The following is a 15,046-nucleotide window of genomic DNA, read 5'->3' as shown; positions in this document are numbered from 1 at the left end:
GGTGAAGGCCTTGGCACTTGATTTTGCCTGAGGCTGCAACCATTTCTTTTTTGCAGACTGTTGTCCCGAACTGAATCCGTAAGGAGAAAGGAATGCTGATTCTGACTCGCCGGGTCGGAGAGACCCTGATGGTGGGTGACGATGTCACTGTGACCGTACTAGGTGTCAAAGGTAACCAGGTGCGCATTGGCGTGAATGCCCCGAAGGAGGTGGCCGTGCACCGTGAGGAAATCTACCAACGCATACAAAAAGAAAAGGACCAAGAACCAAGCCACTAATTTTTCTGCAATTTTTGGCTTTGCAAACGGGGAAAACATGGTTATCATGCGCCCCGTGTTGCGGAGAGGTGGCCGAGTGGCCGAAGGCGCTCCCCTGCTAAGGGAGTACACCTCAAAAGGGTGTCGGGGGTTCGAATCCCCCCTTCTCCGCCATATTTAGTGTTCTAGGGATGGTTGGCGCCAAATCGATAAGTTATTGAAACTTCTCGATAAAGTAGTTGACTGATGCAAAAATATCCCTATAATGCGCGCCCACAACGCACTCATAGCTCAGCTGGATAGAGTACCCGGCTACGAACCGGGCGGTCGGAGGTTCGAATCCTCCTGAGTGCGCCATATTCAAGATGTACCAGCCGAAGGTTGGTGGTCCTGAAGATAACCAGCGGTGATCTGGTATAAAAACACCACAACGCACTCATAGCTCAGCTGGATAGAGTACCCGGCTACGAACCGGGCGGTCGGAGGTTCGAATCCTCCTGAGTGCGCCATACAGAAAGGGCCTGCAGAAATGCAGGCCCTTTTTATTTGTCTGTTCAGCGCCCTTCTTTCACGCAGCCCGCTTCGTCGAAGCTCACTTGGTGGCTCGCGCCTTTGCGTGCCTGGTAGTGGTAGCGCAGCTGCCCATTGCGACTGCTTATCTTGTCTGGCTTGCCCAGCGCGCTCTCGACGTCCGAGCGAGTCATGCCGGCTCGCGCTTGGCGTTTGATAATCGCCTGGCGACGTTCAGTCGGAGTTATCAGGTTCCCGCACACGACATCCTGCTCGCCGACTACGACGATTTCGCGGCTCATTTCCTCTGGGGCTGACGGTGCCCTCGGAAGGAGGGCTGAGCTCGGTTCTCCTGAGACGCGGTGTCCTTGGATGAGGTTGGAGGCGCCGAGACGATGTTCGTGGGCCTCGCTATCTGCCGGGCAGCCGAGATGGGTGAACGTTGTTCTGCCTCCAGTATCGATGCAGCGATACAGCGGGCCCGCCTGGGCGGGGCTGCTGAGGTGTAGGGACAGAGCGCAGAGCAGCGCTAGCGATCGTTGCTTCATTAGCCTTCTCCTTGGCAATGGCCCATCAGGGTAATGCTCCGGGAGTGCTGCGCGGGGGTGTCCTACAAGGTCTCTTCGGCGTCGTAGCTGTGTTGATGACAATCTCAGCTTTACGATGCAAGCGATTGTTCTGTCCGGTTTTTGTAACGCGAAAGCATTTCGGCGGTGCTATCATTGCGCGGTCAGCCCCGCCGGGGCTTTCGGACAACCATCATGGACTTACCCAGTAGTTACTCAGAATCTCGATTGCACAATCGCGTTTTGACTGTTTGACCCCTCTTGGCGTGCTCTGCCACTGGGGGTGGAGCGCGCTATATGACTGAAGTAGAAGCCAAGAAGCCGCAAGAAAGCCTGCAGGATCGCCTTGCTCAGGTGATCGAGCTCTTGCATCGCCACAAGCTGGTCGAAGACCTGACCCATCGTCAGGAAGGCCAGCACCACGACCTCGTCGAAAACCTCGTCCACCGGCAGAACCTTGCCGAGCTGCAGCGCAAGCTGGACGAGCTGCACCCGGCCGACATCGCCCACATCCTTGAGGCCCTGCCGCTGGATGACCGCCTGATGGTCTGGCAGCTGGTAAAGGCGGAGCGTGACGGCGACATCCTCCTCGAGGTTTCGGACGCCGTCCGTGAATCGCTGATCGCCAACATGGACGATCACGAACTGCTCGCCGCAGCCAAGGAGATGGACGCCGACGAACTTGCAGACCTGGCGCCTGAGCTGCCGCGGGATGTGGTCCACGAACTGATGGAATCGCTCGACGCGCAGCAGCGCGAGCGCGTGCGTTCCGTCCTGTCCTACGAAGAGGATCAGGTCGGCGCTCTGATGGACTTCGAGATGGTTACCATCCGCGATGATGTGACTCTCGAAGTGGTATTGCGCTACCTGCGTAGGCTCAAGGAGCTGCCGGGGCACACCGACAAGCTGTTCGTGGTCGACTACGACGGCATCCTTAAAGGTGTGCTGCCGATCAAGCGTCTGCTGGTCAATGATCCAGACAAGCAAGTGGCCGAGGTCATGGCGACCGATCCGGTGAGTTTCCACCCGGATGAGGATGCCTACGATGCGGCCCAGGCGTTCGAGCGTTACGATCTGATTTCGGCGCCGGTGGTCGACAAGAACGGCAAGCTGATCGGCCGTCTGACCATCGACGAGATGGTCGATCTGATCCGCGAGGAAAGCGAGAGCGAAGTCCTCAACATGGCTGGTCTGCGTGAAGAGGAAGATATCTTCGCATCTGTCTGGAAGTCGGTGGGCAACCGCTGGGCTTGGCTGGCGGTCAACCTGGTAACGGCCTTCATTGCCTCGCGGGTGATCGGCCTGTTCGAGGGGTCGATCGAGAAGCTGGTCGCCCTTGCGGCGCTAATGCCTATTGTTGCCGGCATTGGCGGCAACTCCGGAAACCAGACGATCACCATGATCGTTCGCGCGATGGCCCTGGATCAGGTTGGGACTGGCAATACGTCACGACTGGTTCGCAAGGAACTGGGCGTCGCCTTGATCAACGGCCTCCTCTGGGGTGGGGTGATTGGCCTGGTGGCCTACTACCTTTATGGCAGTTGGTCGCTGGGGGTAGTGATGACCGGTGCCATGACCTTGAACCTGCTTCTGGCCGCGTTGATGGGTGTGCTGATTCCGATGACGCTGGTGCGCATGGGGCGAGATCCAGCCATGGGCTCCAGCGTGATGATCACGGCCATGACCGACAGTGGTGGATTCTTTATCTTCCTCGGCCTCGCCACGCTATTCCTGCTCTGATTGGACATCGCCATGAGAAAAGCCGCCTGAAGGCGGCTTTCTTGTTTGTGCGGTCCTGCCGATACTTTTCGTGGGCATGAAAAAACCGGCACGGGCCGGCTTCTTCACACGATGCGGGACTTCAGGACTCTTCGGCCACCAGCTCTGCGTCGTGCGCGATCAGTGCAACCAATGCATTCTGCTGGCGCCGCGACAATTGCCGAAAGCGTTGCAGCAATTCGCGCTCATGCAGGGTCAGTTCAGGGCTGTCCAATCGCATGGATACGCCCTCATCAAGAGCGCCTTCCTGAAGCATGCTCTGCTCCAGGCGAGCGATGATCTCGGAGTTCATGCTGCGATGATGGTTGCGTGCGACGAGGGCGATGCGTTCGCGCATGCCTTCGGGCAGGCGGACGACGAATTTGTCTGCCGTACGACTGGAATAAATAGCCTGTTTCATAGGGCGCATACATTCAACCGGTTAGTTCAGGAAAGCGGTGCTGGCAATGAGCCGCAAGATTGTCACCGGTTTGACTGTCTTGGGCGGCAATTGTTCAACCAGTTCCGCGATTCGAATCGGTATGACCGACGGGGCCGTAAACGGTTCCTTGACGTCAATTTGGCGTCGAATTGTGCTTGGAATAGCGGCGTTTCGCCAGCACCATTTCTCCAAATTGCGAGTGGATGAACGAAGGCGTTCGAATGCTTCCTTGCGCTGCAGCCACCTAATGGTCTGGGCTGCAGTCTGTTTGGTGAGACGTGGGCCTTGCTTGTCCTGCGGTAGCGGCAAATTGACATTTAATAGCCATTACTGTGAATGATAGCCGCAGAAATGAACCGACGCCTTCGCACGCAAGGTCTGACAAATTTTTGCGATGGGTGTTCAGTCTTACTTCGCCTGGGGCCATACTTTTTTTGTTTCCTGTCGCTAGCCTGCGTGGTGGCCGGTGAGAGAGCGAGGCAAGGCGAATGAACCACTCCCGGGAATGATGATGAACGGCAGGATGATCTACCTGATAGGCCCCTCCGGTTCCGGCAAGGACAGTCTGCTGGACTCCGCGCGTGATGCTCTTGCGGCGCAGGGCTGCCGGATAGCGCGGCGGGTGATTACTCGTTCGGCCGACGCGCAGGGGGAGGCGGCCGAGGTGGTGGACCCGGACACCTTTGCCCGCCTCGAAGCTGAAGGCGCCTTTGCCATGAATTGGTATGCCAATGGCCTGTCGTACGGCATTCCCAGGGTGGTCGATGAGTGGCTGTCAGCAGGCGACGATGTGCTGGTGAATGGCTCCCGTGGCTACCTCCCGGAAGCGCGTCGCCGCTACCCGCACATGCTCGCGGTGCTATTGACGGTGGACCATCACGTACTTCGTCAGCGCCTGCATGCCCGCAGCCGTGAATCGGCAGAGGAAATAGAGGCGCGCCTGGCGCGCAATGCCGGGTTCGCCGAAACACTCATGACGGGCGAAAGTGACGACCTATGCCTGTTGGACAACTCCGGGTCCCTTGCCCAGACCCGCGAGCGCCTGCTCAAGCTCATCGCCGAGCACCGGCTCCCCGACTGAGACTCAGTCCAGCGGCAGCTCTGTGGTGCGCTTGACCTCGCTCATGGCGATGTTCGAGTGCGCCTCCTGCACGTGAGGCCGTTGCAGCAACTGGTCCCGCAGGAAGCGCTCATAGCTGCCGATATCCCGCGCCACCACCTTGAGCAGGTAATCCGAACCGCCTGCCATGGTGTAGCACTCCAGTACCTCCGGATACCCAACGATGGCCTCCTCGAACTCGGTCAGGTTGTTGCGACCGTGTGCTGAGAGCTTGATGTTGACGAACACCGTGATCGAAAAGCCCAGACGTTTGGGATTCAGCAGGGCGACCTTGCGTTCGATCAGCCCCTCTTCCTGCATGCGATGGATACGCCGCCAACAGGGGGACTGTGACAGCTCGACCTTCTCCGCCACTTCGGCGGCCGAGAGGTCGGCGTTGTGTTGCAGCAGGCGGAGAATCTTGCGATCGATGGGGCTGAGTGGGTTTTGCATGAATCAGTCCGAAATCTTGTTGTTGTTGGAAAACTCATGCGAAATAGTGGCGCTCAAGACCAAAAATAGAAAGAAAAAATCGGTACCGTCCAGTCATATTCTTGCCCATGCGCCGACGGCAGCGATCCTGTCCTAGGCTGAATAAATAGATGGCAATGACCCTTGCCATCGAGGTCGCCATAAAAACAACAGGAGCGCCCGCATGTCTCTGGCCGAGATCCGCCTGGATGACAAATACCGACTCGCAACCGGTCATCTTTACCTCACCGGCACCCAGGCGCTGACCCGCCTGCCGATGCTGCAGAAGCAACGCGACAAGGCCCATGGGCTGAATACCGCCTGCTTTATCTCCGGCTACCGGGGCTCGCCGCTTGGCAACCTCGACAAGAGCCTTTGGGAGGCCAAGACCTTCCTCAAGGAAAATCACATCCACTTCCAGCCCGGCGTGAACGAAGAGCTGGCCGCGACTGCCGTGTGGGGCAGTCAGCAGACCAGCCTGTTCCCCGGCGCGCGCTATGACGGCGTGTTTTCCATGTGGTACGGGAAGGGGCCAGGCGTGGACCGCTGCGGCGACGTGTTCAAGCACGGCAATTCGGCTGGTGTGTCGTCCCACGGCGGCGTGCTGTTGCTGGCCGGCGACGACCATGGCTGCAAGTCCTCCAGCATTGCTAACCAGAGCGAGCATGCGTTCATCGCAGCCTCCATCCCGGTGCTGAACCCGGCCAACGTCCAGGAAATCCTCGACTACGGCATCATCGGCTGGGAGCTTTCGCGTTACAGCGGTTGCTGGGTGGCGCTCAAGACCATCGCCGAGAACGTCGATTCCTCCGCGGTCGTGGATGTCGACCCGCTGCGGGTCGACGTGAAGATCCCTGAAGACTTCGCCCTGCCCGAAGATGGCGTGCACATCCGCTGGCCGGACCCGCCCCTGGCGCAGGAAAAGCGCCTGAACATGTTCAAGATCTATGCGGCCCGCGCTTTCGCCCGCGCCAACAACCTCAATCAGGTGACGCTGGATTCGCCCAACCCGCGCCTGGGTATCATCACCACCGGCAAGTCCTACCTCGATGTTCGCCAGGCCCTCAATGACCTGGGCCTGGACGAGGAGCTGTGCGCCAAGGTTGGACTGCGCGTGCTCAAGGTCGGCATGAGCTGGCCGCTGGAACCGGTCTCCGTACACGAGTTCGCCCAAGGCCTGGACGAAATCCTGGTCGTCGAAGAGAAGCGCAGCATCATCGAGGACCAACTGACCGGCCAACTCTACAACTGGCCGGTGGACAAGCGTCCGCGTGTGGTTGGTGAGTTCGATGAGCAGGGCGTTTCCCTGCTGCCCAACCTCAGCGAGCTGACTCCGGCGATGATCGCCCGCGCCATCGCCAAGCGCCTTGCGCCGATCTACTCCAGTGAGCAGATCGAATCGCGCCTGGCCTTCCTGGCTGCCAAGGAAAAGGCTCTGGCCGAGCCCAAGCACACGACCGTGCGCACCCCGCACTTCTGCTCCGGCTGCCCGCACAACACGTCCACCAAACTGCCCGAAGGCAGCCGAGCCCAGGGAGGCATCGGTTGCCACTACATGACCCAGTGGATGGACCGCAACACCGACACCTTCACCCAGATGGGGGGGGAGGGCGCCACCTGGATCGGCCAGGCGCCCTTCACCGAAACACCGCACATTTTCCAGAACCTTGGTGACGGCACCTACTTCCACTCTGGCCAGCTTGCCCTGCGTGCCGCCGTGGCGGCCGGGGTCAACATCACCTACAAGATTCTCTACAACGACGCCGTGGCCATGACTGGCGGCCAGCCCATCGACGGCGAACTGCGCGTCGACCAGCTCAGCCAGCAGGTGTTCGCCGAAGGCGTGAAGCGCATTGCGTTGGTCTCCGACGAGCCGGAGAAGTACCCGAATCGCGCCACCTTCGCGCCCATCGTCACCTTCCACCACCGCCGCGAACTGGATGCGGTACAGCGCGAGCTGCGCGAGTTCAAAGGCGTGTCGGTCATCATCTACGACCAGACCTGCGCCACCGAGAAGCGTCGTCGGCGCAAGCGTGGCAAACTGGTCGACCCGCAGAAACGCGCCTTCATCAACCCCGCAGTGTGCGAGGGCTGTGGAGATTGCAGCGTTAAATCCAACTGCCTGTCGGTGCTGCCGCTGGAAACCGAGCTGGGGCGCAAGCGCCAGATCGACCAGAACGCCTGCAACAAGGATTTCTCCTGCGTCGAAGGCTTCTGCCCGAGCTTCGTCACCGTGCACGGCGGCAGCCTGCGCAAGCCGGAAGCGGTGGGCGCCAAAGCGCTCTTCGTGGCGCTGCCGGAACCGCGCCAGCCGAGCCTGGCTCGCCCCTGGAACATCCTCCTCCCAGGTGTTGGCGGTAGTGGCGTGACCACAGTCGGCGCATTGCTTGGCATGGCCGCGCACATCGAAGGCAAGGGCTGCACCGTCCTCGACCAGGCAGGCCTGGCGCAGAAGTTTGGCCCGGTGATCACCCACATCCGCATCGCCGCCAAGCAGGACGACATCTATGCCGTGCGCATCGCCGCCGGCGAGACCGACCTGCTGCTGGGGTGCGACCTGGTGGTCTCGGCCAGCGAAGAGGCCCTGGCCAAGCTCAACGAGCGCATCGCCCATGCGGTAATCAACAGCCATGAGGCGGCGACTGCCGAGTTCACCCGCAACCCCGACGCCCAGGTGCCGGGTGCGGCCATGCGCGAAGCGCTGGTGGAAGCGGTCGGCGAGGCCAAGACCCACTTCGTCGATGCCACCCGCCTGGCAACCCGCCTGCTTGGCGACAGCATCGCCACCAACCTCTTCATGCTCGGTTACGCCTATCAGAAGGGCCTGGTGCCGGTCTCGGCCGAAGCCATCGATAAGGCCATCGAGCTGAACGGCGTGGCCGTGCAACTCAACCAGCAGGCCTTCCTCTGGGGCCGCCGCGCCGCCCATGACCCGGCGGCCGTGGAAAAACTGGCCAAGCCGCAGGAAGTGGACGCGCCCAAGTGCGAAACCCTGGAGGAAATCGTCCAGTACCGTGCCGATCATCTGCGTGCCTACCAGAACGCCGAATACGCAGAGCGTTACCGCGCCCTGGTGGAGCGCGTGCGCCAGGCCGATATGGCTGACGACAAGGCACTGACCCGCGCCGTGGCTCGCTATTACGCCAAGCTGCTGGCCTACAAGGACGAATACGAAGTGGCCCGTCTCTACAGCGACGGCAACTTCCGCAAACAACTGGAGGCCCAGTTCCAGGGCGACTACCACCTGGAATTCCACCTGGCGCCAACCTGGTTGGCCAAGCCCGATCCGGTCACTGGCGAGCCGCGCAAGCGCCGCTTCGGCCCCTGGATGCTCAAAGCCTTCGGCGTACTGGCCGGCTTCAAGTTTCTGCGCGGAACTGCCTTCGACGTCTTCGGCTACAGCGCCGAGCGCAGGCTGGAGCGCGAGCTGATTGCCCAGTACGAAGCCAATATCGACCTGCTGATCAAAGAGTTGAAGCCCGGCAACTATGCCGCGGCCAAGGCCCTGGCCGAGCTGCCGGAGCAGATCCGCGGCTACGGGCCGGTCAAGGAGCGCGCCCTGGTCAAGGTACGCGAGCAGGAGAAACAACTGCGCGCACGCCTCACCGCCAGCGAGATCCAGGTGCTGCACCTGTTCGATCCGGCCGCCTGAAGGTAACCCCTCTCCCTCCGGGAGAGGGGTGGGGTGAGGGATGTTCTGGCCTCCTGGCGCATCTCTCATCCATCGCTTCGGGTCACCTTCTCCCTGCGGGAGAAGGAAACTTATTTCCCCTCCGTAAGTAACAACAAATCCGAGGAACTCCCATGTCCGTTTTTACCCACGTCGAATTCGATCATCACGAACAAGTAGTTTTCGGCCACGACAAGGCTTCCGGCCTCAAGGCGATCATCGCGATCCACAACAGCAACCTCGGTCCGGCCCTCGGGGGCTGCCGCATGTGGCCCTATGCCAACGACGAGCAGGCACTGCGCGATGTGCTGCGTCTGTCCCGCGGCATGACCTACAAATCAGCCCTGGCCAATCTGCCGCTGGGCGGTGGCAAGGCCGTGATCATCGGCGATCCGCACACCGGCAAGAGCGAGGCGTTGTTTCAGGCCATGGGCGATTTCGTCGACAGCCTGGGGGGCCGCTACATCACCGCCGCCGACTCCGGTACCGGCGTTACCGAAATGCGGATCATGGCCGAGCGCAGCCGCCATGTGGCGGGCGCTGGTACTCGTGAAGCCCTGGGGGGCGGCACCCGCGACGGCGACCCTTCGCCGTCCACTGCCTATGGCGTATTCGTCGGCATCCAAGTGGCGGCCAAACACCGTCTGGGACGTGATGACCTCAAAGGCCTCAAGGTTGCGATCCAGGGCGTCGGCCAAGTCGGTTTCAGCCTTGCCCGGCACCTGAAGGAAGCCGGCGCCCAACTCTGGGTCTGCGACATCCATGAGGCCAACGCCCGCCGTGCCGCCGAGCAACTGGGTGCCCAGGTGGTCGGGCAGAACGACATCTACGGCCTGGGGGTCGATGTATTCGCCCCGTGTGCGATGGGCGGCATCATCAACCTGCAAACCCTCGAGGCACTGCGCGCCCCCATCATCGCCGGCGCCGCCAATAACCAACTGGCCGATGCAGGCCTGGCTGAAGACCTACGCCGTCGCGACTGCCTCTATGCACCGGACTACGCCATCAACGCCGGCGGCATCATCGACGTCTGGTACGAGCGCAGCAATGGCAGCGCTGAAGCCTTGAAGGCTCATGTTGAAGGCATTGGCGAGACGTTGCGCCAGATCTTCGTTCGCGCTGACCAGGAAGGACGAACCACCACGGCTGTCGCCGACCGCCTGGCCGAGGAGCGCTTCGGCCTCGCGAACTGAATTCGGAGGAATTACTGCTCCCGCCCTGAGGGCGGGGCAGGTGATGGATAGCTCGTACCAATCAATACAACAACAAGACGGTATGCCTCATGACTCAAGAAAGCATTGCCGCCGGCAGCCTTGCCGGTGATGCCCAAATCAGCACCGGTGCGCGCGGTCAATGGTCGTCGCGCTGGGTATTCTTCCTGGCCGCCACCGGCTCGGCCGTGGGCTTGGGAAACATCTGGAAATTCCCCTATATCACCGGCGAAAACGGAGGCGGCGCCTTCGTCATGGTTTACCTGGCCTGCATCCTGGTTATCGGCATTCCCCTGCTGATGCTGGAAGTGATGATCGGTCGCCGTGGCCGCGCCAATCCCGAGGGCGCCATCGGCGTGGTCGCTGCGCAGGCCGGTGCCAGCCGCCACTGGAGGGCTCTTGGGACTATGGCGGTGTTGACCGGCTTCCTGATCCTGAGCTTCTATACCCTGATCGCCGGATGGGCCGTGGCCTATGTGCCGGATGCGCTGCTCGGCAGATTCGCCGGGCTGACCGGCGAAAGCAGTTCTGCGCTGTTCGGGGCACTGCTGGCCGATCCGCTCAAGTTGATTGCCTATGGCACCTTGGTGCTGCTGGCAACCTTGCTCATCGTCGCGTTCGGTGTGCACAAGGGGCTGGAACGGTCGCTGCGCTTCCTCATGCCCGGCCTGTTCATACTGCTGCTGGTGCTGGTCGGCTATGCAGCTACTACCGGACATTTCGCTGCTGCCGTGCACTTCCTGTTCGATGTCGACTTCAGCAAGCTGACCGGGCAGAGCGTGCTGGTGGCCCTAGGCCATTCGTTCTTCACCCTCAGCCTGGCCAGCGGCGCCATGATGGTCTATGGCTCCTATTTGCCAGCAGGAACCTCCATCGCCAAGACCTCCATCATGGTTGCGGTGGCCGACACTGCGGTGGCATTGCTGGCGGGGCTGGCAATATTTCCGCTGGTTTTTGCCAACGGACTGGAGCCAGGTTCCGGCCCGGGGCTGATCTTCGTGACCTTGCCCATCGCCTTCGGGCAGATGCCGCTGGGGGCGCTGGTGGGGGCCTTGTTCTTCGTCATGCTGGCAATCGCCGCACTGACTTCGGCGATCTCCCTGAGTGAACCTACCATCGCCTGGCTTACCGAGCGGTTTGGCCTCAGCCGGCTCAAGGCAGTCCTACTCAGCGGTGTCGCCCTTTGGATACTAGGCCTGGGCTCGGTGTTTTCGTTCAACCACTGGGCTGAGTTCACCGTTTTTGGCAAGAACTTCTTCGATGCCCTGGACTACTTGACTGCCAACCTGATGATGCCCATCGGTGGACTGCTTACTGTGCTCTTCTGCGGTTGGTCGCTGCGACAGGCAACCGTCAGAGAGGGGCTTGGAGTTGGCAGCACAGGCCTGTTCAGGCTGTGGTGGCTGATCGTACGTTTCGCCACTCCTCTGGGAATAGCGATCGTCTTCCTGCGCAGCCTGGAACTGCTGTAATAACCGCTCGGCCAGGCGCAGGATCGAGCCTGGCCCTGGTGGTCCTGGTGACCTTGGTGGCTGGCGCTTTGCTGGGGCTCCAAAACCAGTGACTGGCTACGCTGTAGCGGCTGACAAATCTGTCGAACGTCGCTAACATGCCGCCCGTCCCTCGGATCTCGCTTAGCCCTCGCGAGCCCGCCGCGTCCCAGTAGCTCAATTGGATAGAGCATCCCCCTCCTAAGGGGAAGGTTGGTGGTTCGAACCCACTCTGGGACGCCATATATTCTGCGGCTTCTAGGCCGATACCGTAACAACACCCTGATCCCTTACCAGCACGGTACCAGCAAAAATTGCGGCACTTGCCCTGAGTTGGCTAGCGATATTTGTCGATCAGTAGCCGCAAATGTTCCTCCGAGAGCGGTGAAGATTTCCTCTCGCCCAATAGACTGATACAGATCCATGGCAGCTTCGAAAGCTTGCCTGACCGCTTCTACCTGCTCATCGGAAAGGCCAATTTCATCAACGGTGAATGTTGCCGCCGGCTGCTCGGCAAACACCTCGTCATGGAGCCCTTTTAACTCCTCCGGAAAAGGGGACACCCATTAGCCGGCCTAGCGTCAAGATCCAAAGCGCACTCGTCCCGCTTTCGCCAGCGAGATGATCCACTCGCCCAAGCCGATTGGCTGAACCGCTCGTACCCGTTTCCTCGCGGTTGGCGACGACCGTGTCGTGCCAGTCACCCATCTGGTTCAAGCGGCTGGGATTGCTCGCGTGCCGCCCTGGCGGTGTCTCGCCCCAGAGAAACGTTGGTGCCGCCCCATGTCCACTTGGTTGCACAGAGTTGTGGCTTGCGTGATGTCCGACGCATCCAGTCTCGCAGGGCTGGCATTGCTCACGAGGCGGTCGATGACGAGCAGCGCATTCAGAGGACCAGTCGCTTAATGAACTGGATGCCAGTCTAGTCATCCTCGTCCTGATCGGCGCGCTGCCAAGCTTCTAGGAATTCCTGGACTTCTGGGTTCGTGCCCACGGCAGCAACAGCCTTGACCCGCGGCCGGAACGCATCCAGGTCCATTAATTGCGCCATGCTTTCGGGGTTGACTCGTGTCTCGCGTTTTGCGACTACGTCGCCCATCCCTACGAAGCCCATTTCCTGGGTCCAGGCATATGAGGTGAAGGCCTTGGCGAGTTGCCGGACGCCGTCATCGGTGGCGAAGGCTACAGATGTCCATGCTCGGGCTGCGGCACCATCGTCGTTAGCCAAGCGCCCCCACCAATGCAAAAGAAAGGTCAAATCCCGGTGTGCGAGCAGGGTACCGTCCGCTGCTGCGACTTCGATCCGTGAACGCAGCAGGCTACGAAGTTCCTTTGCGTCTGCTTCCGTGGTCAGACATTTTTCAGGAGGCTGGCGCTCCTTGCCTTCCCTTGGGTGATAGTCCGTCCAGGCCGACCTGGTGAAGTCGGCAAGCCAGCCAAGGGAGGCCGTGTTGCATGCCTGCCGGAAGGTCGCAGAGCGTTCGTCGAGTGACATACGCTCCTTTGTTAGCGCCCGCAGCAGCCAGCGCAGGTGAAGCGCATTGCTACCCATGCTGAAACCCTTCGCGACATCAGCTTCAACGTTGAGCTCGTCCGCGATTTCGAACAGTGCCGTCAGGAGTGGCTGAACCTTGTCGCGATTCACGCGTTCGGCATGAGTTGTCAACTCGCTGATCCAGACGGCTGCCTTGGTGCCGCCCGACCGGCGAGCCACGGTTAGGGCGTGGCGCAGTGTTGCCTTCACATACTCGACGTCATCCGCGCGGGCCAGAAACGCTTCCAGTTCGGCGCTCGTGAGCACCTCGTCGCCGATCGCGAAGCGGAAGTAGGAGTCGAAATGGTCGGGTGAACACACACGGCGTTCCATAGCCCATTGCCTTGCGAACCCTTCACCGTAGCCCATGTTGGCCCAGGCGGACTCCAGTGCTGGAAACAGCCGCATCAGCAGGCGCCGCGTTCTGTCGTGCTCTGGCGGTGGCGTGGCCCCGAAGAGCAGCTCGTTGAAATGCTGCGCTGCTGTTCCGCGATCTCGTTCTTCTCTGCGCCTGCTGCCGCTTAGTTGGTCCTTGTTTTGGCGGATGGTGCGATAGATCGTGGGATGCAAAAGCCGGAGCATCTCCAGCGCGAGGAAATCGGCGCGGTCCACCTCGCCGGATACGGCCGGCCATGACACGCTCAGTGAGTTGGTGAAGCGTGTAACATCCCGCGGCGTTCGCATCGCCGGCGAGATTCCTTCGTAGAAGATGTTCATGAAGCGGACCATGTCCGCGTCCGCGGGTGCGCCGCAGATCGATTCGATTAACGACAGCAGATGTCGCTGAACATCGAGCGCCGACGGATCGGGTAGCTCGAATGCAGCCTGCACGATCTTTTCTAGGTAGTGCGGACCTTCCGAAGGGTAGCGTTCGCTGACAATCCTCTCGGCAAGCGGGCGGTCATAAACCAGCAAGTACATGACGTTCGGCAAACGCCCAACGGACTTGACCAGCCGGAAGATCAGTAATGCTTCGTCAGGTGAGAGCCGGTCGATGTCATCTATGACGATAAGGAAGCGCTTCTTCTGTTCGCGCAAGGCCTTCGACAGCTGGGCGTGAAGCGCCTCGACGCTTTCGTCTTGCTCAATCAGTCCCGCGAGCCACTCCATACCCTTTTCGGCGATGCCCCCGGCGACCACCGCGCCCGCGGCTTCTGCTACCTTCCCGACTAGCGCACCGGCCCGAAGCATGCGTGCCCCGAGCTTTGGCAGCTTCTTCTTGACCTTGTCGCCGAGGCTCGGGCCTATACCGGCATACAGCTCTCGAAAGAAGGCTAGTGCAAGAGCATCCTCACCTCTAAACCACCAGCAGGCAAAGTCGATGATGACAAGCTCATTCGCCTGGACTGCTTCGGTCAGATGGTGCTTGCAAAGATTGACTGCGCTGCTTTTGCCAGACCCCCACGGACCATTGAGACCGATCACAGCTCCGAGGGGCGACTGCATCTTGCGAACGCTCGCGGCGAGGGCACGTGCAAAAGGGTCGACTCCGAAGCGATCCTCGTTTGGGTTTTCGATCGGTTGGTCGTTGTAATGCAAGTGCTCGGTCATGGTCGCATCTCAGTACGTAGGTCGGGCGATTGCCTATGTTAGCAGTGACATTGCTGGCATTTGGCGCCATGCCGCATGGATGCCTCAATGACTGGAAAAGAACTGATGCCGTGATTTGTGCGGCGACCGCGACCGACTGGACTCGCTGCAATTGAGACGATCGCCATGCTATGCACAAGCGGCAACTTTGGTTCGATTCTGTTGAAAAAGTCCCGCTTTGATCTCAGGCAACGAAAGTACGTGCCTGACGCTGAAATCTCAGTCAACTCGGCCCTTGCACTGCTCCAGATTTCGCGCAGCGACGCCCAAATTTGGCGTTTCTGAGGCTCTTCGCAGGCGAAGCGGGAAGGCACCGACTTTTTCAACACAATCGGCCGAAAGCAGCCCCTCGAAAGAGGCAGCAATCGGCCAGAAGCGGACGATTAGAGCAGGGAAAATAAATCTGTCCCCTTTTCGTACTGGCCTGCAGGAATCGGGCTTCATCATC

At 60.4% G+C, this 15,046-nt stretch carries 10 protein-coding genes, 4 tRNA genes and 1 pseudogene; 10 read left to right on the top strand and 5 right to left on the bottom strand.

All coding sequences use genetic code 11. From position 1 onward, the window contains the following. The first annotated feature begins 92 nt into the window (after window positions 1–92). From csrA to J7302_RS11680, 4 genes are all read left to right on the top strand, one after another. A complete protein-coding gene (csrA, locus tag J7302_RS11695; RefSeq protein WP_003283978.1) occupies window positions 93–278 on the top strand; it encodes a carbon storage regulator CsrA in 186 nt (61 codons plus the stop codon). Window positions 279–340: 62 nt separating this feature from the next. Next, window positions 341–431, top strand: a tRNA-Ser gene (locus J7302_RS11690). Window positions 432–537: 106 nt separating this feature from the next. Then, window positions 538–614, top strand: a tRNA-Arg gene (locus tag J7302_RS11685). 75 nt (window positions 615–689) lie between these two features. Beyond that, window positions 690–766, top strand: a tRNA-Arg gene (locus J7302_RS11680). Between the two features lie 45 nt (window positions 767–811). Here the strand turns inward: J7302_RS11680 and J7302_RS26490 are convergent. Further along, window positions 812–1,069 (bottom strand): outer membrane protein assembly factor BamE, encoded by a 258-nt coding sequence (locus tag J7302_RS26490; protein WP_251702049.1) that lies wholly within the window; start codon window positions 1,067–1,069, stop codon window positions 812–814. A gap of 114 nt (window positions 1,070–1,183) precedes the next feature. Beyond that, window positions 1,184–1,315: pseudogene (locus tag J7302_RS26485) on the bottom strand (DUF4124 domain-containing protein); the annotation flags it as partial. Between the two features lie 315 nt (window positions 1,316–1,630). On the opposite strand from J7302_RS26485, the gene mgtE reads away from it, so the two are divergent. After that, window positions 1,631–3,073 (top strand): magnesium transporter, encoded by a 1,443-nt coding sequence (gene mgtE, locus J7302_RS11670; protein ID WP_215374183.1) that lies wholly within the window; start codon window positions 1,631–1,633, stop codon window positions 3,071–3,073. 121 nt (window positions 3,074–3,194) lie between these two features. Here the strand turns inward: mgtE and J7302_RS11665 are convergent, their stop codons facing one another. After that, entirely contained in the window at window positions 3,195–3,521 is a 327-nt protein-coding gene (locus J7302_RS11665) for an Arc family DNA-binding protein (RefSeq protein WP_215374180.1), read from the bottom strand. Window positions 3,522–4,044: 523 nt separating this feature from the next. On the opposite strand from J7302_RS11665, the gene phnN reads away from it, so the two are divergent. After that, complete coding sequence (gene phnN, locus J7302_RS11660) at window positions 4,045–4,614, top strand: phosphonate metabolism protein/1,5-bisphosphokinase (PRPP-forming) PhnN (protein WP_215374177.1); 570 nt, start codon at window positions 4,045–4,047, stop codon at window positions 4,612–4,614. A gap of 3 nt (window positions 4,615–4,617) precedes the next feature. On the opposite strand, the gene J7302_RS11655 is transcribed toward phnN, so the two are convergent. Next, a complete protein-coding gene (locus J7302_RS11655; RefSeq protein WP_215374175.1) occupies window positions 4,618–5,085 on the bottom strand; it encodes an Lrp/AsnC family transcriptional regulator in 468 nt (155 codons plus the stop codon). A 202-nt stretch (window positions 5,086–5,287) separates the two neighbouring features. On the opposite strand from J7302_RS11655, the gene J7302_RS11650 reads away from it, so the two are divergent. From J7302_RS11650 to J7302_RS11635, 4 genes are all read left to right on the top strand, one after another. Next, on the top strand, window positions 5,288–8,755 hold the full coding sequence (locus J7302_RS11650; protein ID WP_215374173.1) for an indolepyruvate ferredoxin oxidoreductase family protein: 3,468 nt from the start codon (window positions 5,288–5,290) through the stop codon (window positions 8,753–8,755). A gap of 152 nt (window positions 8,756–8,907) precedes the next feature. After that, window positions 8,908–9,966 (top strand): Glu/Leu/Phe/Val dehydrogenase dimerization domain-containing protein, encoded by a 1,059-nt coding sequence (locus tag J7302_RS11645; protein ID WP_215374170.1) that lies wholly within the window; start codon window positions 8,908–8,910, stop codon window positions 9,964–9,966. Window positions 9,967–10,055: 89 nt separating this feature from the next. Next, the gene (locus tag J7302_RS11640; RefSeq protein ID WP_215374167.1) at window positions 10,056–11,456 is read left to right on the top strand and encodes a sodium-dependent transporter; all 1,401 of its coding nucleotides are present in this window, start codon (window positions 10,056–10,058) and stop codon (window positions 11,454–11,456) included. Window positions 11,457–11,640: 184 nt separating this feature from the next. After that, window positions 11,641–11,717, top strand: a tRNA-Arg gene (locus tag J7302_RS11635). A gap of 679 nt (window positions 11,718–12,396) precedes the next feature. Here the strand turns inward: J7302_RS11635 and J7302_RS11630 are convergent. Further along, window positions 12,397–14,559 carry a KAP family P-loop NTPase fold protein gene (locus J7302_RS11630; RefSeq protein ID WP_215374163.1) on the bottom strand — a complete coding sequence of 721 codons (2,163 nt, stop codon included), beginning with the start codon at window positions 14,557–14,559 and terminating at the stop codon, window positions 12,397–12,399. Window positions 14,560–15,046 lie beyond the last annotated feature (487 nt).

Origin of the sequence: Metapseudomonas boanensis (genome assembly GCF_018704125.1) — a bacterium.
GTDB lineage: Bacteria > Pseudomonadota > Gammaproteobacteria > Pseudomonadales > Pseudomonadaceae > Metapseudomonas > Metapseudomonas boanensis.
This window is presented reverse-complemented; position numbering and strand designations above follow the sequence as displayed.

Coding starts and splice junctions, on each gene's coding strand:
- csrA (WP_003283978.1), top strand. CDS start 93: ATGCTGATTCTGACTCGCCGGGTCGGAGAGACCCTGATGGTGGGTGAC.
- J7302_RS26490 (WP_251702049.1), bottom strand. CDS start 1,069: ATGAGCCGCGAAATCGTCGTAGTCGGCGAGCAGGATGTCGTGTGCGGG.
- mgtE (WP_215374183.1), top strand. CDS start 1,631: ATGACTGAAGTAGAAGCCAAGAAGCCGCAAGAAAGCCTGCAGGATCGC.
- J7302_RS11665 (WP_215374180.1), bottom strand. CDS start 3,521: ATGCGCCCTATGAAACAGGCTATTTATTCCAGTCGTACGGCAGACAAA.
- phnN (WP_215374177.1), top strand. CDS start 4,045: ATGAACGGCAGGATGATCTACCTGATAGGCCCCTCCGGTTCCGGCAAG.
- J7302_RS11655 (WP_215374175.1), bottom strand. CDS start 5,085: ATGCAAAACCCACTCAGCCCCATCGATCGCAAGATTCTCCGCCTGCTG.
- J7302_RS11650 (WP_215374173.1), top strand. CDS start 5,288: ATGTCTCTGGCCGAGATCCGCCTGGATGACAAATACCGACTCGCAACC.
- J7302_RS11645 (WP_215374170.1), top strand. CDS start 8,908: ATGTCCGTTTTTACCCACGTCGAATTCGATCATCACGAACAAGTAGTT.
- J7302_RS11640 (WP_215374167.1), top strand. CDS start 10,056: ATGACTCAAGAAAGCATTGCCGCCGGCAGCCTTGCCGGTGATGCCCAA.
- J7302_RS11630 (WP_215374163.1), bottom strand. CDS start 14,559: ATGACCGAGCACTTGCATTACAACGACCAACCGATCGAAAACCCAAAC.